Origin of the sequence: Cribrihabitans pelagius (genome assembly GCF_048820915.1) — a bacterium.
Taxonomy (GTDB): Bacteria; Pseudomonadota; Alphaproteobacteria; order Rhodobacterales; family Rhodobacteraceae; genus Cribrihabitans_A; species Cribrihabitans_A pelagius.
In genome coordinates this window covers 51571-68789 of sequence record NZ_JBMERR010000017.1, presented here as the reverse complement: position 1 = coordinate 68789, position 17219 = coordinate 51571, and the positions used below count along the sequence as shown (strand labels likewise).

At 65.9% G+C, this 17219-nt stretch carries 14 protein-coding genes and 1 tRNA gene; 7 read left to right on the top strand and 8 right to left on the bottom strand.

Annotated elements, in window-relative coordinates; genetic code table 11:
- Positions 1-14: 14 nt before the first annotated feature.
- The 3 genes from ACOHX0_RS15480 to ACOHX0_RS15470 are packed head-to-tail and all read right to left on the bottom strand — an operon-like array spanning position 15 to position 2262.
- On the bottom strand, positions 15-668 hold the full coding sequence (locus ACOHX0_RS15480; protein ID WP_420677951.1) for a uracil-DNA glycosylase: 654 nt from the start codon (positions 666-668) through the stop codon (positions 15-17).
- A complete protein-coding gene (trpD, locus tag ACOHX0_RS15475; protein WP_420677949.1) occupies positions 665-1684 on the bottom strand; it encodes an anthranilate phosphoribosyltransferase in 1020 nt (339 codons plus the stop codon). The genes ACOHX0_RS15480 and trpD overlap by 4 nt, the downstream gene beginning before the upstream one ends.
- Positions 1681-2262 carry an anthranilate synthase component II gene (locus ACOHX0_RS15470; protein ID WP_420677948.1) on the bottom strand — a complete coding sequence of 194 codons (582 nt, stop codon included), beginning with the start codon at positions 2260-2262 and terminating at the stop codon, positions 1681-1683. Before ACOHX0_RS15470 ends, trpD begins: the two co-directional genes overlap by 4 nt.
- Before the next feature lie 208 nt (positions 2263-2470).
- On the opposite strand from ACOHX0_RS15470, the gene ACOHX0_RS15465 reads away from it, so the two are divergent.
- A complete protein-coding gene (locus ACOHX0_RS15465; protein WP_420677947.1) occupies positions 2471-3988 on the top strand; it encodes a divergent polysaccharide deacetylase family protein in 1518 nt (505 codons plus the stop codon).
- 110 nt (positions 3989-4098) lie between these two features.
- On the opposite strand, the gene trpE is transcribed toward ACOHX0_RS15465, so the two are convergent.
- The 4 genes from trpE to gpt form a co-directional block, all read right to left on the bottom strand.
- On the bottom strand, positions 4099-5610 hold the full coding sequence (trpE, locus tag ACOHX0_RS15460) for an anthranilate synthase component I (protein ID WP_420677946.1): 1512 nt from the start codon (positions 5608-5610) through the stop codon (positions 4099-4101).
- 15 nt (positions 5611-5625) lie between these two features.
- The gene (locus ACOHX0_RS15455) at positions 5626-7467 is read right to left on the bottom strand and encodes a peptidylprolyl isomerase (protein ID WP_420677944.1); all 1842 of its coding nucleotides are present in this window, start codon (positions 7465-7467) and stop codon (positions 5626-5628) included.
- 113 nt (positions 7468-7580) lie between these two features.
- Positions 7581-8756 carry an aminotransferase gene (locus tag ACOHX0_RS15450; protein WP_420677943.1) on the bottom strand — a complete coding sequence of 392 codons (1176 nt, stop codon included), beginning with the start codon at positions 8754-8756 and terminating at the stop codon, positions 7581-7583.
- A gap of 182 nt (positions 8757-8938) precedes the next feature.
- Entirely contained in the window at positions 8939-9442 is a 504-nt protein-coding gene (gene gpt, locus ACOHX0_RS15445; RefSeq protein ID WP_420677941.1) for a xanthine phosphoribosyltransferase, read from the bottom strand.
- A gap of 72 nt (positions 9443-9514) precedes the next feature.
- Between gpt and ACOHX0_RS15440 the strand changes: the two genes are divergently transcribed.
- Positions 9515-9982 (top strand): SRPBCC family protein, encoded by a 468-nt coding sequence (locus tag ACOHX0_RS15440; RefSeq protein ID WP_420677940.1) that lies wholly within the window; start codon positions 9515-9517, stop codon positions 9980-9982.
- Position 9983: 1 nt separating this feature from the next.
- On the opposite strand, the gene fabI is transcribed toward ACOHX0_RS15440, so the two are convergent.
- Positions 9984-10790 (bottom strand): enoyl-ACP reductase FabI, encoded by an 807-nt coding sequence (gene fabI, locus ACOHX0_RS15435; protein ID WP_420677939.1) that lies wholly within the window; start codon positions 10788-10790, stop codon positions 9984-9986.
- A 156-nt stretch (positions 10791-10946) separates the two neighbouring features.
- Between fabI and pdxH the strand changes: the two genes are divergently transcribed.
- From pdxH to ACOHX0_RS15410, 5 genes are all read left to right on the top strand, one after another.
- Complete coding sequence (gene pdxH / locus ACOHX0_RS15430; RefSeq protein ID WP_420677937.1) at positions 10947-11552, top strand: pyridoxamine 5'-phosphate oxidase; 606 nt, start codon at positions 10947-10949, stop codon at positions 11550-11552.
- Positions 11553-11686: 134 nt separating this feature from the next.
- Positions 11687-12226 carry a cold-shock protein gene (locus tag ACOHX0_RS15425; protein ID WP_420677936.1) on the top strand — a complete coding sequence of 180 codons (540 nt, stop codon included), beginning with the start codon at positions 11687-11689 and terminating at the stop codon, positions 12224-12226.
- A gap of 4 nt (positions 12227-12230) precedes the next feature.
- Entirely contained in the window at positions 12231-12701 is a 471-nt protein-coding gene (locus tag ACOHX0_RS15420) for a DUF192 domain-containing protein (protein ID WP_420677934.1), read from the top strand.
- A gap of 43 nt (positions 12702-12744) precedes the next feature.
- A tRNA-Pro gene (locus ACOHX0_RS15415) sits at positions 12745-12821 on the top strand.
- 641 nt (positions 12822-13462) lie between these two features.
- On the top strand, positions 13463-17110 hold the full coding sequence (locus tag ACOHX0_RS15410) for a vitamin B12-dependent ribonucleotide reductase (protein WP_420677932.1): 3648 nt from the start codon (positions 13463-13465) through the stop codon (positions 17108-17110).
- The last annotated feature ends 109 nt before the right edge of the window (positions 17111-17219 follow it).

The following is a 17219-nucleotide window of genomic DNA, read 5'->3' as shown; positions in this document are numbered from 1 at the left end:
AGCAGCGGCTCCGTTCATGCGTTCCAGTCTATCTCGGCGCCGCCGCGTGCGGCGAGCCAATTATTCACTTGCGAAAATGGCTTTGACCCGAAGAAGCCGCGCCGCGCCGAGAGCGGCGAGGGATGGGCGCTCTTCAGGACCAAGTGTTCGCCCGGTTTGATATGGGATTCAAGCCTCTGCGCTGCATTGCCCCAGAGAATGTAAGCGGTGGGGCAGGCAGAGGTCGCTTCCAGCACCTGATGCGCCAGATGGTGCCAGCCGAGATGCTTGTGGCCATTGGCAGCCCCGGCCGGGGCGGTGAGGGAAGTGTTGAGGAGCAGCACGCCCTGGCGGGCCCATCCGCGCAGGTCGCCAGTGGCGCGGCGGATGCCTAGATCATCCTCGAGCTCCTTGAATATGTTGGACAAGGAGCGCGGCAGCGGGCGCACGTCCGGCTCGGCCGAGAACGCCAGCCCATGGGCATGGCCGGGTGTCGGATAGGGGTCCTGGCCGAGGATCACCAGCCGTGTGGTCTCCGGCGGGGTCAGTTGCAGCGCGGCGAAACGATGCGCCTCGGGCGGCACTACGGTGCGTTCTTCCGCTTCCAGCGCGGCGGCGATGGCGGGCCAATGGGTGGTGAAAAAGGGCAGGCGGGACCAGCCGCCCAGCCCCGGGGGCAGATCCGTCATGCCGCGGAGGTGATCCGGGCCAGCGCCGCGACCTTGGCTTTGGCGGCACCGCTGTCGATCGACTGGGCCGCCATCTCGGCGCCTTCAGGGAGGCTGCCGGCCTGGCCCGCAACCAGCAGCGCGGCGGCCGTATTCAACAGCACCGCATCGCGATAAGCCGACGCGGCTCCATCCAGCAGCGCGCGGAAGGCGGCGGCGTTTTCCTCTGGCGTGCCGCCGACGATGGCCTCGAAAGGATGGGCTCGCAGGCCCGCGTCCTCCGGGCGGATCTCCAGCTCGCGAAGCGTGCCGTCTTCCTCCAGCGCCGAAACCCAGGTGGCGCCGGTGATCGTCATCTCGTCGGTGCCGTCGGACCCATGCACCAGCCAGGCCCGTTCCGAGCCGAGTGTCCGCAGGGTTTCCGCCATTGGCCGGATCAGGTCACGGCTGAAGGCGCCCGTCAGCTGGCGCTTGACGCCGGCAGGATTGGTGAGGGGCCCGAGAATGTTGAAGATGGTGCGGGTGCCAAGCTCGGTCCGGGTCGGCATCACATGGCGGGTGGCAGGATGGTGCATGGGCGCCATCATGAATCCGATCCCGGCTTCATTGATTGCCTTTTCAACGATTTCCGGGCCGACCATGACGTTGATCCCCATCTGCGATTGCAGATCGGCGGTGCCGGATTTGGAGCTGAGATTGCGGTTGCCGTGTTTGGCGACGACCACGCCCGCGCCCGCGGTGACAAAGGCGGTGGCGGTGGAGATGTTCAGCGTGTTCTTGCCGTCACCGCCGGTGCCGACGATGTCCATCGCGCCATCCGGGGCCTTCACGGCGTTGCATTTGGCGCGCATCACCGAGGCGGCAGCGGCGTATTCGTCCACCGTCTCGCCGCGGGTGCGCAGCGCCATCAGGAGCCCGCCGATCTGGCTCGGCGTGGCCTCGCCTTCGAACAGCAGGGTAAAGGCCATTTCCGCCTCGGAACGGGTCAGCGGCCGCTCGGCCGCGGCGCCGATCAGCGGTTTCAGGCGTTCGCTCATGCGGGCACCTTCATGTTGTCGAGGAAATTCTTCAAAAGCGCGTGGCCGTGCTCGGAGGCGATGGACTCCGGGTGGAACTGCACCCCGTGGATCGGCAGCTCCTTGTGCTGCAGCCCCATGATAGTGCCGTCTTCCAGCTCGGCGGTGATTTCCAGGCACTCCGGAAGGCTCTCGCGCTCCACCACCAGCGAATGGTAGCGGGTTGCTTCAAAAGGCGACGGCAAACCTTTGAATACGCCAGTGTTCCTATGATGCATTTGGCCCATTTTGCCATGCACGATCTCGTGGCAGCGCACCACCTTGCCGCCGAAGGCCTGACCGATGGTCTGATGGCCGAGGCAGACGCCCAAGAGCGGGGTCCGGGTTTCAGCCGCGGCTTCGGTGAGCGCCAGGCAAATACCCGCCTGATCCGGATCGCACGGGCCGGGCGACAGCAGGATGCCTGCGGGCTTCATCGCCATCGATTCCTGCACGTCGATTGCATCGTTGCGGCGCACTTCCATTTCCGCGCCCAGCTCGCCCAGGTAATGCACGAGGTTGTAGGTGAAGGAATCGTAGTTGTCGATCAGCAGCAGCATCTTGGCGGGCTCTTTTAAGGGCTGGCGGGCCGGGGCCGCGCCGCAGTATAGTGGCTGCAACATACATGCTCAGGGAAGCGCGGCAGCGTCAAGGGCAGGAAGGGCGTTTGACCGGAGCGGCTGCGGGCAGTCTGGCGGCCTCCGGTGCAGAGGCGGACGGGAAGGTTGGCGGGAAGGCCGGCAAGAAAGATTGAGAGGCAGAACAGGCATGCGGGATTTTCTGGGCGGCGTGAGTGTCGGGGCTGTTCTGGCCGCGGGCGGGCTGGCGATGTGGTCGCTGTCGGTGCCGTTGCCGGAAACCGTTCGGCAGGTCTCCGAGACTCCGCCTGCCGCGCCCGCGCCGGCGGCGGAAGACGCGGGCAGCCTGCCCGGAGATGCGCCGGGCCGGGATGCGGATCTGGCGGGGGCGCTGCCCACGGTGCCGGAGAGCGGTGCGGCACACGATGACCTGAGCGCGCTGGAGGGCGCGGACACCACGCCTGCGCAAAAGCCGGAAGTGGGCGCGGCGTCCAGGCCCTCTGCCCGCGCGGACTCTCCCGCGGCGGAGCCAGAGCCCGGCCCGCAACCAGCCGCCGGAGCAGCCGGTCCGGAGGCGGTGACGCCGGAAAGCCTTGCCGCGCCGCAGGCGGACAGCGGTCCAATCGTGGTGACCGTCGCGCCGCGGTTTCCTGCGCAGCAAGTCCCGGGCCAGACCGGCGGCACTCCAGGCAGCATGGAAGCTCCCCGGCCCGCGGCCGAAGTCGCGGCCGAGGCAGGCGGCGCGGCTGAGGCGCCCGCCATCGGCGCGGGTCCGGAGGCGCCCCTTGGCACCATTGGCCCGGCCAACCGCCTGGCGCCGCAAATCGGGAGCGCGCCGGAAGCCACGCGCTTGCCCGTGGTGACTGCCCTGCCCGAGGCCGCAGAGCCATCCCCTGACGCGGACCCGGAGGCGGCGGACACCAAGGTCGCGCAGAACGGCGCCGCGTCCGGGGCTGCGGAGGCGGCGCACATTGGCACGCCCGTGGTGCCGCTGACCGAACGAAAGATCGCTCAGGCAGAGGCCAGTACGGCGCCCTTTGCCGATTTCTCCGAACCCTTTGCCAATCCGCAAGGACATCCGCTGATGTCGATCGTGCTGATCGACACGCCGGGCTCGCTGGGGGCGGAGGCGCTGGCGGATTTTCCCTATCCCTTGAGCATTGCGATCGATCCCGATGACCCGCAGGCAGCGCAGAAGATGGCGATGCACCGGGCGGCGGGCTTTGAGGTCCTGATGCTCGCCGATCTGCCGCGCAGCGCCGCACCGCAGGATGCGGAGGTTGCGCTGGAGGTCTGGCGCGCCCGCCTGCCCGAAGCCGTAGCGATCCTGGAAGGGGTGGAGACCGGCATCCAGGGCAACCGGCCGCTGGCCGACCAGGTGGCGGCGTATGCCGCCTCGGCGGGCTACGGGCTGCTGACCCAGAACAGCGGGCTCAACACCGTGCAGAAGCTGGCGTTGCGCGACGGCGTGCCCGCGGGCGTGGTGTTCCGCGATTTCGACGGCGCGGGCCAGGATCCGCGCGCGATCCGCCGCTTCCTGGATCAAGCGGCCTTCCGGGCCGGGCAGGAGGGGGCGGTGATGATGCTGGGCCGGTTGAAACCCGGCACGGTTTCGGCGCTGCTGATCTGGGGCTTGCAGGACCGCGCGAGCCGGGTGGCACTGGCGCCGGTCTCGGCCGCGCTGGAGGCGCAACTGCCGGAGAAATAGGCTTTGCCTCGCGCTGTGCGAGCGGTGTGAACGGCGCCCCTTGGGGCGCCGTGCCTTCGGCGAGGGTATTTTGGGCCAGAAAGCGGCGGCGGGCGCGGCTTGCGCCGGGGTTAGCGGTTGCCGTTGCCGGTGAACCTGGCCGCATCGGCGGCGGCGCGGCGGATCGCGTTGGATTTATGCACAGTTTCCATGTACTCGGCCTCGGGGTCGCTGTCATAGACAACGCCGCCGCCGGCCTGGATGTAAAGCGACTGGTCCTTCACGATGGCGGTCCTGAGCGCGATGCACATGTCCATGTCGCCGCCGGCCGAGAAATAGCCCACGCCGCCGCCATAGACGCCGCGCTTTTCCGGCTCCAGCTCGTCGATGATCTCCATCGCGCGCACCTTAGGGGCGCCGGAGACGGTGCCTGCGGGCATGCCGGCAAAGAAGGCATCGAGCGCATCCTTATCCCCGGCCAGCTCTCCCACGACGTTGGAGACGATGTGCATAACGTGGCTGTAGCGTTCGATGATGAACTTCTCGGTCGGGCGCACGGTGCCGATTTTCGATACCCGGCCGGTGTCGTTGCGCCCCAGGTCCAGCAGCATCAGGTGCTCGGCCAGCTCCTTCTTGTCGGCGAGCAGGTCCGCTTCCAGCGCCTTGTCCTCTTCCGGTGTGGCGCCGCGGGGGCGGGTGCCGGCGATGGGGCGGATGGTGACCTCCTTGCCGAAGACCCGGACCAGGATTTCGGGGCTGGCGCCGACCACCTGGAAGCCGCCGAAGTTGAAGTAGAACATGAAGGGCGAAGGGTTGGTGCGCCGGAGCGAGCGGTAGAGCGCGAAGGGCGGCTGGTGGAAAGCTTGGGTCCAGCGCTGCGCCGGCACCACCTGGAAGATGTCACCTGCGCGGATGTAATCCTTGGCCCTTTCCACCGCGGCCATGTAACCCTCTTTGGTGAAGTTCGACTGCGGCGGGGCGATCTCATCCGCGTTGCCGAGGCCGCGGGTTTCCGCGGGCATGGCGCGTTCCAGGTCGCGCACCGCATCCATCACCCGCTCTGCAGCCTGGGCGTAAGCAGCCTTGGCGCTTTGGCCCCCGGCGGCCCAGGCGGGGGAGACCACGGTGACCTCGCCCTTGACCCCATCGAGCACCGCAATCACCGAAGGCCGCAGCATCAGCGCATCCGGCAGGCCGAGCGGGTCGGGGTTCACGTCCGGCAAATGCTCGACCAGGCGGATCATATCGTAGCCGAGGTAGCCGAACAGGCCCGCCGCGGCCTGCGGAAGGTCCTCGGGCAGGGCGATGCGGCTTTCGGCGATCAGCGCCCGCAGGTTGTCGAGCGGATTGCCCTCCTGTGCGGCAAAGGCTTCCGCATCGAATCGCGCGGAGCGGTTCAGCGCGGAGGTCTCCCCGTGGCAGCGCCAGACAAGATCCGGCTTCATCCCGATGATCGAATAGCGCCCGCGCACCTCGCCGCCGGTCACCGACTCCAGCATGAAGGCATCTTTCTGGGCGCCGGTCAGCTTCAGCATCAAGGACACTGGCGTGTCGAGGTCCGCGGCCAGGCGGGTGTAGACGACCTGGTTTTCGCCGGCCTCGTAAGCCCTTGCAAAGGTGTCGAAATCGGGGGTCAATGCCATCGGGTGCCGCCTCGCTTACTGGAAGTTCGCCTGCGCCGCGTTGAGCGCCTGCTGGTCGATCTGCGGTTCGGCGCGGGTCTGGACGTCCTGGACGTAGGCGCGGAACAGCGCCTGGGCCAGCGACTGGTCGAGCTGGGTGCCAAGCGCCTCGGCCAGCATCTCCATGTCGTCGCTCTCGGCGGGAGGCAGGATGTCGTCAAGCTGCACCACGACGGCGGAGGTTTCGTTCTGCACCATGCCGAAGGCGCCTTTCTCCATCGCGAAGACCTCGGTCATCAGGTCGGCCGGAACGCTCTCGATATAGGCGGTGCGGGTGAGACCGGTTTCCTCCTGCACCTCGGCGTCCCCGGGGAAGCTGCCTGCGTCCTTGGCGGCGGCAAGCAGGGCTTCGGCCTGTTCGCGCAGGGCGGTGTTCAGGCGGTCGGCCTGCCAGGCCTCCAGCACTTTCTCGCGTGCCTCTTCAAAGGGCTCGGGGCGTTCCGGCAGCACCTCGTCGAGACGCAGCGCGAAGACGCTGCCATCGTCGAGGAAGGCGGCTTCGGGAAAGTCTTCGGCAGTGATCGCGGCGGCGGCGGTGCGAAAGCCTTCATAGGCGGCGATGCCCTCGCTGCTGTCCCCGGTCCAGTTCAGCTGGCCCAGCTCCATGCCGGTTTCATTCGCCAGCTCCTCCAGCGTGGCGCCGCCTGCAAGCAGGTCGTCGATGGTTTCGGCCTGCACTTCGATCTGGCGGCGGGCGCGGCCGGAGGCCAGTTCGTCGCGCAGCTCGGGCTCGGCCTGCTCGACACTGGTGACCTGGGCGTCAAGCTTGCCGTTCACACGGTAGAGCGCCGGGCCGAGGTCGGAGGGCAGGGGGCCTGCGACGCCGCCAACTTCAGCGGCAAAGACATCGGCGCCGGCCGCGCCGAGGCTGTCTTCGGTCACATCGCCCATGTCGACGTCGGCAAGCGTCAGGCCGCGATCGGTCACCAGGCTTTCGAAGGTGGCGCCGCCGGCCTCGATTTGGGCCTTGGCGGAGGCGGCGGCATCCTCGTTTGCGTAGACCAGCCGTTCGACCAGGCGGCGTTCGGGTTGCTGGTATTCGCCGGCGCGGTCCTCGAACAGCTCGCGCAGGGCGTCGTCGCTGACCTCCATCTCGTCCACCAGCATTTCCAGGCGCAGCGCGGCGTAGGTCAGCACCTTGGTCTCCGGCAGGGTGAACTGGTCCGGATTGGCCGTGTAGAAGGCTTTCAGGTCCTCGCCGGAGGGCGCCTCAGCTGTCAGCGCGATGTCTTCGGCGTTGAGCTGCACGTAGGAGAAGCTGCGGCGTTCGCCGATGTAGCCGGTCAGCGTATCGGTAAGGGTCGCGGGCATTTCGGTCCCGGCCATGATCGCGCGCTGCACGATGGTGCGGGCGGCTTCGCGGCGCAGGTCGGCTTCGAACTCGGCTTCGCTCAGCCCGGCGTTGTCGAGCGCGAAGCGGTAAGCGTCGCGGTCAAAGCCGCCGTCGATGCCCTGGAAGGCCGGGATGGCGCCCAGTTCCTCCAGCAGGTTCTCATCGCCGATCGACAGGCCAAGCGCCCGCGCTTCGTGGTCGAGCGCGGCGAGCGACACCAGACGGCCCAGCACCACGCGGTCGATGCCGAAGGCGCTCAGCTGCGCCATGGTCACCGCCTGCCCGGATTGCGCCTGCAGCGCCTGCTGCTCGCGGCGCAGCTCGCGCACGTAGTCGCCGATGCTGACTTCCTCGTCGCCGACCTCTGCCACCGAGGAGGCGGAGCTGGTGAAATTCACCGCACCGAACCCGGCAAGACCGGCAATAAGCAGCCCCATAAGGATCCAGACGAAGGTTTTGGATAGCTGTTTCATGCCTGCGGCCATGATGCCCTCTTCTTTTGTTCTGAGCCCGCGGCGCCCGGCCGCTGGCTGTGTTGCTGCCTGAATACGCGCCTGCCCGCGGCGGGGCAAGATGCGGCGGCGGGCAGGTTCTGTGCTCAGGGCTGGAAGTTTTCCAGGCGGCGGAACAGCTCGGCGATGCCTGCGCGGTCCACATTGGCAAAGGCGATGCGGAACTGGCGCGCGCCGTCGGCGTCGTCCTCGGGCATGAACATCGAGCCGGGCAGCATCAGCACCGCCGCCTCGCGCACCAGTTGGCGGGCGATTTCCTCGGATGGGGCATCAAAGGGGTGCTCCACATAGGCAAAGTAGGCGCCGCATCCGAGCAGCTTCCAGCCGAGCGCGGCAAGTGCGGGGAAACCCTCCTCGATCGCAGCGCGGCGGTCGAGGATTTCCTGCCGTTCGCCTGCCAGCCAGTCCTGCAGGTTTCCAATCCCCCAGCGCGCGCCGATCTGGCCCAACTGGGCCGGGCAGATTGTGACGGTGTCGAGAAACTTCTCCATTTCGAACATTCGCGCCTCGGAGGCCACGACCGCGCCCACCCGGTGGCCGGTCAGACGGTAGGCCTTGGAGAAGGAATAGAGGTGGATCAGCGTCTCGTCCCAGTCCGGCTGCTGGAACAGCGCGTGCGGAGCGCCTTCGCGGCTGTCGAAGTCGCGGTAGGTTTCGTCCACCAGGAGCGTAAGGCCGCGGCTGCGGGCGAGGTCGTGGAACGCCTGCACCAGCCCGCCGGGGTATTCGACGCCACAGGGGTTGTTCGGGGTGACCAGCACGATGGCGCGGGTGCGCGGGGTGATCAGCGCCGCCGCGGCGTCCGGGTCCGGCAGCATGGCGCCGTCCACCTTCAGCGGCACCGCTTTCACGCCCGTCATGTCGAGCCACATCTTGTGATTGAAGTACCAGGGCACCGGGATGATCACCTCGTCGCCCTCGTTGCAAAGGGCGGAGATGGCCGCGGCAAAAGCCTGATTGCAGCCCGCGGTGATGCCGACCTGCGCCGGGAGAACCTCGCCGCCGTAGCGGCTGGAGATCTGACTTGCCAGCGCTGCGCGAAGATCGGCGTTGCCCAGCACCGGCCCGTAGAGGTGCGCGTCCACCGTGTTCAGCGCGGCCTCCGCCATCGCCCGGCGCAGCCCTTCGGGCGGGGCTTCGGCAGGGGCGGCCTGGCTCACGTTGATCAGCGGGCGCTCGGCAGAGAATTCCGCGCCATCGAGCCAGCGGCGCGATTCAACGATGGGGGAGACGAAAGTGTCCTGGGTGCGGCTTTGGGGCATGAAAAGGGTCCTGGGCGCCTGTCTGTCAATCAACGCGGCGCCTGCGCGCCTGCGCCGCCCTGTCTGGCACGGCCCTTGCGGCGGCTCAAGGGAAATAGGCGGCGCGGGGCGCGGGAGGGTGCACACAGCAAAAAAGGCGCGCCGCGGGGGCACGCCTTGGAGAGTATGCAATACCGGCTGCCTCAGTCCTTGCCGCGGTAGGGCTCCACATATTGCAGCGCCATGTCCCAGGGGAAGAAGATCCAGGTGTCCTGGCTCACCTCGGTGATGAAGGTGTCGACCATCGGGCGGCCCTGCGGCTTGGCATAGACGGTGGCGAAATGCGCCTTGGGGTAGAGCTTGCGCACCAGGTCCAGCGTCTTGCCGCTATCGACCAGATCGTCGACCACCAGCACACCCTCGCCGTCGCCCATAAGGTCCTTGTCGGGGGCTTTCAGCACCTCGGCCTCGCCTTGCGCCTGGTGGTGATAGGATTGCACCGAGATGGTGTCGACGGTGCGGATGCCCAACTCGCGGCTGACGATCATTGCCGGCGCCATGCCGCCGCGGGTGATCGCCACCACCGCGCGCCAGGTGCCGTCTCCGGGGCCTTGCCCGTCGAGGCGCCAGGCCAGTGCGCGGGAGTCGCGGTGGATCTGGTCCCAGCTGATGTGAAAGCCCTTTTCATGCGGCAGGCGGTCGGTCATCACGATCTCCATGGTTTTTGCGCAGGCATACTCGAACGGCAACACAAAGGGAAGTGTGCTAGAGTCTGCATCATGAAACCCCGCTTGCTGACAACCTGCTGGAGTCTTCCGGCGCGGATCGAGGATGTCTCCGAGGTCCTGGCCGACGTGACCCGGTTCCCGCAGTGGTGGGGCGATGTCTATCTGGACGTCCGGATCCTGGATGCCGGCGGCGAAGACGGGATCGGGCGCAGGGTGGCGTTCCACACCCGCGGCCGGCTGCCCTACACACTGCGATGGACCGGGGAGGTGACGGAGGCCAACCGCCCGCACGGCTGGAAAATCCGGGCCAGCGGCGACCTTCAGGGGCAGGGGGTATGGCAGCTTGTTCAGGACGGCGATACCGCCAATATCCGGTACGATTGGCGCGTGGCGGTGGGCAAACCGGTCCTGCGGGTGCTGGCGCCGCTCTTGTGGCCCGCCTTTGCCGCCAATCACCGCTGGGCGATGGAGCGCGGCCTGGAGGGGCTGCGCCGGGAACTGGCCCGGCGCAGCGGCTGACTCAGCCTTTTTCGATGTCGGGGGCGTCGACCGCCTTCATGCCGACCACGTGGTAGCCCGCGTCAACGTGCAGGTTCTCGCCGGTGACGCCGGAGCTGAGATCGGACAGCAGGTAGAGCGCCGACTTGCCGACATCATCGGTGGTCACGTTGCGGCGCAGGGGCGAGTTGTACTCGTTCCACTTCATGATGTAGCGGAAATCGCCGATACCGGAGGCGGCCAGCGTCTTGATCGGCCCGGCGGAGATCGCGTTGACGCGGATGCCGTCCTTGCCGAGGTCCTCGGCCAGGTACTTGACCGAGGCTTCCAGTGCGGCCTTGGCCACGCCCATCACGTTGTAATGCGGCATCACCTGCTCGGCGCCGTAGTAGGTCAGGGTCAGCATCGAGCCGCCTTCGCTCATCAGCTTCTCGGCACGTTTGGCAACCGCGGTGAAGGAGAACACCGAAATGTCCATGGTCATCTGAAAGTTCGACCGGCTGGTGTCGACATAGCGGCCGCGCAGCTCGTTCTTGTCGGAGAAGCCGATCGCATGCACCACGAAGTCCAGCTTGCCCCATTTCTCTTCAAGGCCCGCGAACAAAGCATCGATCGAGGCTTCGTCGGACACGTCGCAGGGCAGCACGATATCGCTGCCCAGCTGCGCCGCCAGCGGGCCGACCCGCTTCTTCAGCGCCTCCCCCTGATAGGAAAACGCCAGCTCGGCCCCCGCATCGGCGCAGGCCTTGGCAATGCCCCATGCGATGGATTTGTCGTTGGCCAGGCCCATGATGAGGCCGCGCTTCCCGGCCATCAGTTGACTAGACATGCAGGTTCTCCGCCTGTGATCTGTGAATTATGCGACCTTTAGTATGCCGCGCCCCGCGCATCAAGAGCACACGCCCTTGAAGCCGCCGCGGAAGCTGCCTAACGTGCGGCCGAATTGCCCGTCCCGATCCGTGAACCGCCCGCCAGGAGGTGCCCCATGTCTGACCGCTCCGGAATCTTCGCAGGCGAGGACCCATTTGCCATCGCCCGCAGCTGGCTGGCGGAAGCGGAAAAGAGTGAGCCCAGTGATCCCAACGCCATTGCCCTCGCGACGGTGGATGCCAGTGGTCTGCCGAACACCCGTATGGTGCTCTTGAAGGAGATCGAGGCGGAGGCTTTTGTCTTCTTCACCAACTACGAAAGCGCCAAGGCGCAGGAGCTGGAAGCGACTGGCAAGGCGGCTTTCGTGATGCATTGGAAATCCCTGCGCCGCCAGATCCGGGTGCGCGGCACGGTGAGCCGCGAAGACGGGCCGCTGGCGGATGAGTATTTTCGTTCGCGCTCCCTCAAAAGCCGCCTCGGCGCCTGGGCCTCGCGCCAGTCGCGGCCGCTTTCGAGCCGCGGTGCCCTGATGGCGGAGCTGGCCAAGGTAACTGCGCAGCAGGGCCCGAACCCGGACCGCCCGCCCTTCTGGGGCGGCTACCGGATCGTGCCGCTGGAGATCGAATTCTGGGCCGACGGGGCTTTCCGCCTGCATGACCGCTTCCGCTGGCGGCGCGAGAAACCGCAGGCCAACTGGGAGATCGAGCGCCTCAACCCCTGATTGCTTGCCCGCGGTTCTTGACCCAGCGTCAATATAAGATTCGCGACAATGGTTAAATTTAATACTTGAACTCAATAACTGAAATCGCGCATCAGAATTATGACTATAATAATAAACGCAGTGGGAATATTTTCGTGGCAGAAGATCTGAGCAGCTTGCAGCAGGTTCAGGGGCTGGTGAAGTGGTTCGACCCGGCCAAGGGCTATGGTTTTGTCGTGTCCGACGAGGGCGGCCCCGATATTCTTTTGCATGTGAACGTGTTGCGCAATTTCGGCCAGAGCTCTGTTGCGGATGGCGTCAGGATTGATGTGGTCATTCAGGAAACCGGCCGCGGCGTGCAGGCGGTCGAGGTACTCGCGATCGCGCCGCCGGAACGTGATGAAGCGCCGGTGCTGAGCGATTTTGCCGATCTCGACATGGGCACGGTGCAGAGCAAGCCGCTGGAGCCGGCCCGGGTCAAGTGGTTCGACAAGGGCAAGGGATTCGGCTTTGCCAATGTGTTCGGCCGCACCGAGGACGTGTTCCTGCATGTCGAAGTGCTGCGCCAGTCCGGGCTTGCCGATCTGCAGCCGGGCGAGGCGCTGTCGATGCGGGTGATCGATGGCAAGCGCGGCCGCATGGCTGTGGAAGTGCTGGCCTGGGAGGCCGCGCTGCTGCCTTCCGAGCAGGTCTGATCCGGTGCGGCGGCTGGGCGTTGCGGGTCTGGCCGGCGCGATCCTTCTGGCCGGAGGCGCCGCAGCGGCCGAGTGCCGTCCGGATCGTGTCACCTTGCGCGGCGACTGGGGGCAGGCGGCCTTCACGGTGGAAATCGCCGGCAGCCAGGAAGAGCGCGCCCGCGGTCTGATGTTCCGCGAAAGCCTGCCTCAAGGGGCGGGGATGCTGTTTGTCTATGACGCGCCGCAGCCCGCCGCCTTCTGGATGAAGAACACGCTGATCCCTCTGGATATCCTGTTCCTTGATGCGGGCGGCACGGTCACGTCGGTGCATGAAAATGCGGTTCCGGGGGATCTGACGCCGATTTCCGGCGGTGCCCGGGTCTTTGCGGTGCTGGAAATCAACGGCGGGCTGGCGCGGCGCTATGGCATTGCCGCGGGCAGCCAGATGCAGCATCCGTTTTTTTCGCAGGAAACAGCAGTTTGGCCCTGTTAGGGCTTTTCAAATCAGTTCCGCGGCGATAGGAAGGCGCACGGTCCGGGGCGTGGCGCAGTCTGGTAGCGCACCTGTTTTGGGTACAGGGGGTCGTGAGTTCGAATCTCGCCGCCCCGACCACTTTTCCCATAGAAATCCAGCGCTCTCCTGGCCCCGGCGGGGCAGCGGAGGCGTCAGTCATGCTGCCGGCGCATTAACCCTTTGTTAATTTGCTGCCGCCAAAGCGCGTCAGGCGGGGCGCGGCCGACCGTGGCGGGAACCGTTAAGCCGGAAAAAAACCGGGGAAAGTGCAAAGGGGCCGCATGTGGATGTTTTACGCTGGCAGCCGCCATGGCCTTCTGCCAGCAGGTCTCAGGAGCGCGCGGCAAGCCTTTACCGTTTCGCAAGAAATTCCGGCGCCTCCCGGAACGTCAAAGGTTTGCTGCCGCGCTGCGGGCTGTGGATGAATCAAACCGCCCGGCGTGACCCGGCAAGCTGATTGGAGCGTCAACAGGAAAGATCGGCAGCCTGCCCGAAATTTTGCGTTGACCACTTGTGTCGGAATACGTCAAATTGTGTTCACGAGTTGCTCTGACACCAGATCTTGTAGGTTTAGCGTCGGCAGCAACAACGCCAGACCATAACCAACAGGTTTGTAACAGGCCGGTGAGGGCCGCGGCAGTGCGCTTTGGTTGCACAGTGCGATGTGGTGTTCGGGACGGCAGACGGCGGGTGCGGGGGCGCATCCGGCAGAAGAGATGCAGCTTGAGAAGGGGCAGGGCATGAAGATCGAACGGAAATACACGAAACCCGGGCAGGACGCCTATGCGGGGCTGGCTTTCGCCAAGACCGCCTCCGAGATCCGCAATCCGGACGGGACCATCGTTTTCCGACTCGACAACATCGAAGTGCCCGCCTCCTGGAGCCAGGTCGCCAGCGACGTGATCGCGCAAAAGTACTTTCGCAAGGCAGGGGTTCCGTCCCGGCTGAAGAAGGTGCGCGAAAAAGGCGTGCCGGAGTTCCTGTGGCGCTCGATCCCCGAACAGGGCGCGGAACTTGGCGGGGAGACCTCCTCCAAGCAGGTGTTCGACCGGCTGGCGGGCGCATGGGCCTATTGGGGCTGGAAGGGCGGCTATTTCACTACCGAGGAAGACGCCCGCGCTTATTATGACGAGATGCGCTACATGCTCGCGACCCAGCGTGCGGCGCCGAACTCGCCGCAGTGGTTCAACACCGGGCTGCACTGGGCCTATGGCATCGACGGCCCGGCGCAGGGGCATCACTACGTCGACTTCAAGACCGGCAAGCTGACCAAATCCGCCTCCGCCTATGAGCACCCGCAGCCGCATGCGTGCTTCATCCAGTCGGTGACCGACGACCTGGTGCAGGACGGCGGCATCATGGACCTTTGGGTGCGCGAGGCGCGGCTGTTCAAATACGGCTCCGGCACCGGCACCAATTTCAGCCACCTGCGCGGCGAGGGCGAGGCGCTGTCGGGCGGCGGCAAGTCGTCCGGCCTGATGGGCTTCCTGAAAATCGGCGACCGCGCAGCGGGCGCGATCAAATCCGGCGGCACCACCCGGCGCGCGGCCAAGATGGTGATCGTCGATGCCGACCACCCGGATATCGAGCAATTCATCGATTGGAAGGTGATCGAGGAGCAGAAGGTCGCCTCCATCGTTGCGGGCTCCAAGATGCACGAGAAGATGCTGAACGGCATCTTCGAGGCGATCCGCGGCTGGGACGGCGCCGAGGGCGATGCCTATGACCCCGCGGTGAACGGCGGGCTGAAGGCCGCGGTGCGCGAGGCCAAGAAGATCGCAATCCCGGAAACCTACATCAAGCGCGTGCTGGACTACGCGCGTCAGGGCCATACCTCGATCGAGTTCCCGACCTACGACACCGATTGGGACAGCGAAGCCTACAGCTCGGTTTCCGGGCAGAACTCCAACAACTCGATCCGCGTCACCAACGCGTTCCTGCACGCGGTGGAGAAAGACGCCGACTGGGAGCTCATCAACCGTACCGACGGCCGCGTTGCCAAGGTGGTGCGGGCGCGCGAGCTATGGGAGAAGGTCGGCCACGCCGCTTGGGCATGCGCCGATCCGGGGATCCAGTTCCACGACACCGTGAACGAGTGGCACACCTGCCCGGCGGATGGCGAGATCCGCGGCTCAAACCCTTGTTCGGAATACATGTTCCTGGACGATACCGCCTGCAATCTGGCGTCGCTGAACCTGCTGACCTTCCTCAAGGACGGCAAGTTCCAGGCCGATGACTTCATGCATGCCTGCCGCCTGTGGACGGTGACGCTGGAAATCTCGGTGATGATGGCGCAGTTCCCCTCGAAGGAAATTGCGCAGCGGTCGTATGATTTCCGCACCCTGGGCCTGGGCTATGCCAATATCGGCGGCCTGCTGATGAACATGGGCTTCAGCTATGACAGCGACGAGGGCCGCAGCTTGTGCGGGGCGCTTTCGGCGCTGATGACCGGCGTCTCCTATGCCACCTCGGCCGAGATGGCGGCGGAGCTGGGCGCCTTCCCGGGCTATGCCAAGAACGCCGAGCACATGCTGCGGGTGATCCGCAACCACCGCAACGCCGCAAAGGGCAACGCCGAGGGTTACGAAAACCTGTCGGTCAAGCCGGTGCCGCTGGACATCGCCAGCTGCCCCGATCCGCTGCTGACGGGTCTGGCGGCCGGCGCCTGGGACGAGGCGCTGGAGCTGGGCGAGAAACACGGCTACCGCAATGCGCAGACCACAGTAATCGCCCCTACCGGCACCATCGGCCTGGTGATGGATTGCGACACCACCGGGATCGAACCGGACTTCGCGCTGGTGAAGTTCAAGAAACTTGCGGGCGGCGGGTACTTCAAGATCATCAACCGGTCGGTGCCGTCGGCACTGGAAGGGCTGGGCTACAGTTCCGCCGAGATCGCCGAAATCGTAGCCTATGCGGTTGGTCATGGCACAATCTCCAATGCGCCCGCCATCAACCACACATCGCTGGCAGGCCACGGTTTTGGTCCGGCTGAGCTGGCCAAGGTGGATGCGGCGCTGGAAGCGGCCTTCGACGTGCGCTTTGTCTTCAACCAGTGGACACTGGGTGAGGATTTCTGCACCGGCGTGCTGGGCATTCCCGGACCCAAGCTGAATGATCCGACCTTCGACCTCCTGCGCCACCTCGGCTTTACCAAGGCTGATATCGAAGCGACCAACGACCACGTCTGCGGCACCATGACGCTGGAGGGCGCGCCGCATCTGAAGGAAGAGCACTACGAGATCTTCGACTGCGCCAACCCCTGCGGCAAGAAGGGCACCCGCTACCTGAGCGTGGACAGCCACATCCGTATGATGGCGGCAGCGCAGAGCTTCATCTCGGGCGCAATTTCCAAGACCATCAACATGCCGAATTCCGCCACGATCGAGGACTGCCAGTTGGCCTATGAGCTGAGCTGGAGCCTCGGCATCAAGGCCAACGCGCTCTACCGGGACGGCTCCAAGCTGAGCCAGCCGCTGGCCGCCGCGCTGGTCGAGGATGACGACGAGGCTGCCGAGGTGCTGGAAAGCGGCTCGCAGCAGGAGAAGGCCGCGGTGCTCGCCGAGAAGATCGTCGAAAAAGTGGTGGTGAAGGAGCTGGTACGCAGCCACCGCACCAAGATGCCCCACCGCCGCAAGGGCTACACCCAGAAGGCGGTTGTTGGCGGCCACAAGGTCTACCTGCGGACCGGCGAATACGAAGACGGCACCCTGGGCGAGATCTTCATCGACATGCACAAGGAAGGCGCGGGCTTCCGGGCGATGATGAACAACTTCGCCATCGCAGTCTCCGTTGGCCTGCAATACGGTGTGCCGCTGGAGGAATTCGTCGACGCGTTCACCTTCACCAAGTTCGAGCCTGCGGGCATGGTGCAGGGCAACGACTCGATCAAGAACGCGACCTCGATCCTCGACTACGTGTTCCGCGAGCTCGCTGTTAGCTACCTCGATCGCACCGACCTGGCCCATGTGAAGCCGGAAGGCGCCACTTTCGACGATCTCGGCCGCGGCGAGGAAGAGGGTGTGTCGAACCTGACCGAGCTGAGCGAAAGCGCGGCCAGCCGCTCGCTGGAGGTGCTGAAGCAGATCTCCTCCACCGGCTACCTGCGCAAGCGGCTGCCGCAGGAGCTGGTGGTGCTGCAGGGCGGCCAGAGCGAGGTGACTGCGCTAGGCACCGGCACCGACCCGGTGCGCGCACTGCAGACGCTGGTGCCGGAAACTTCCGAGCAGTCAACGGCGCAAGGCGCCAGCGGCATGGACGCGCGCGTCAAGGCAAAGATGCAGGGCTACGAAGGCGAAGCCTGTGGCGAATGCGGCAACTACACGCTGGTGCGCAACGGCACCTGCATGAAGTGCAACACCTGCGGCGGCACCTCCGGCTGCAGCTGAAGAATCTGGAGCGGGTGCGCCCGCTCTGAACACCGGGAAGGCCCAGGCAAGAAAACACTCGGGCAGTCAACGAAGGAGCCCGACCGGTGCGACTGGCCCCCTCCATCAC

Bases quoted from the DNA above. Each gene is read 5' to 3' on its own strand.
- ACOHX0_RS15465 (WP_420677947.1), top strand. From the start codon at position 2,471: ATGCGGGATTTTCTGGGCGGCGTGAGTGTCGGGGCTGTTCTGGCCGCG.
- ACOHX0_RS15410 (WP_420677932.1), top strand. From the start codon at position 13,463: ATGAAGATCGAACGGAAATACACGAAACCCGGGCAGGACGCCTATGCG.
- ACOHX0_RS15440 (WP_420677940.1), top strand. From the start codon at position 9,515: ATGAAACCCCGCTTGCTGACAACCTGCTGGAGTCTTCCGGCGCGGATC.
- ACOHX0_RS15450 (WP_420677943.1), bottom strand. From the start codon at position 8,756: ATGCCCCAAAGCCGCACCCAGGACACTTTCGTCTCCCCCATCGTTGAA.
- fabI (WP_420677939.1), bottom strand. From the start codon at position 10,790: ATGTCTAGTCAACTGATGGCCGGGAAGCGCGGCCTCATCATGGGCCTG.
- ACOHX0_RS15480 (WP_420677951.1), bottom strand. From the start codon at position 668: ATGACGGATCTGCCCCCGGGGCTGGGCGGCTGGTCCCGCCTGCCCTTT.
- gpt (WP_420677941.1), bottom strand. From the start codon at position 9,442: ATGACCGACCGCCTGCCGCATGAAAAGGGCTTTCACATCAGCTGGGAC.
- ACOHX0_RS15470 (WP_420677948.1), bottom strand. From the start codon at position 2,262: ATGCTGCTGCTGATCGACAACTACGATTCCTTCACCTACAACCTCGTG.
- ACOHX0_RS15455 (WP_420677944.1), bottom strand. From the start codon at position 7,467: ATGGCCGCAGGCATGAAACAGCTATCCAAAACCTTCGTCTGGATCCTT.
- pdxH (WP_420677937.1), top strand. From the start codon at position 10,947: ATGTCTGACCGCTCCGGAATCTTCGCAGGCGAGGACCCATTTGCCATC.
- trpE (WP_420677946.1), bottom strand. From the start codon at position 5,610: ATGGCATTGACCCCCGATTTCGACACCTTTGCAAGGGCTTACGAGGCC.
- trpD (WP_420677949.1), bottom strand. From the start codon at position 1,684: ATGAGCGAACGCCTGAAACCGCTGATCGGCGCCGCGGCCGAGCGGCCG.